The 389-nt window shown below is 71.0% G+C and carries 1 protein-coding gene; it reads left to right on the plus strand.

Annotated features, from left to right (window positions below):
* Window positions 1-389, plus strand: a 389-nt coding sequence (locus tag GVL61_RS24660; RefSeq protein ID WP_159983894.1) for an aromatic amino acid lyase, incomplete at both ends; no start/stop codon positions are given.

A 389-nucleotide genomic window follows, 5' to 3' on the forward strand; every position in this document is an offset into this window, starting at 1 on the left:
GTGCAGGACCCGTATTCGATCCGCTGCGTGCCCCAGGTGATGGGCGCCTGCCTGGACAACCTGGCGCATGCCGCCCGCGTGCTGCGCATCGAGGCCAACGCCGCATCGGACAACCCGCTGGTCTTCACCGCGTTGACCGAAGGGACCTCCGGGCAGGGCGAGGTGATCTCCGGCGGCAACTTCCACGCCGAGCCGGTCGCCTTCGCGGCGGACATCATCGCGCTCGCGCTCGCCGAGATCGGCGCCATCTCCGAGCGCCGCCTCGCGCTGCTGCTCGACACCGGCCTCTCGGGCCTGCCGGCCTTCCTGATCCGTGAGAGCGGCGTCAACTCCGGCTTCATGATCGCGCAGGTGACCGCCGCCGCGCTCGCCGCCGAGAACCAGTGCCT

This window comes from Novosphingobium sp. 18050 (assembly GCF_902706195.1).
Lineage (GTDB): Bacteria > Pseudomonadota > Alphaproteobacteria > Sphingomonadales > Sphingomonadaceae > Novosphingobium.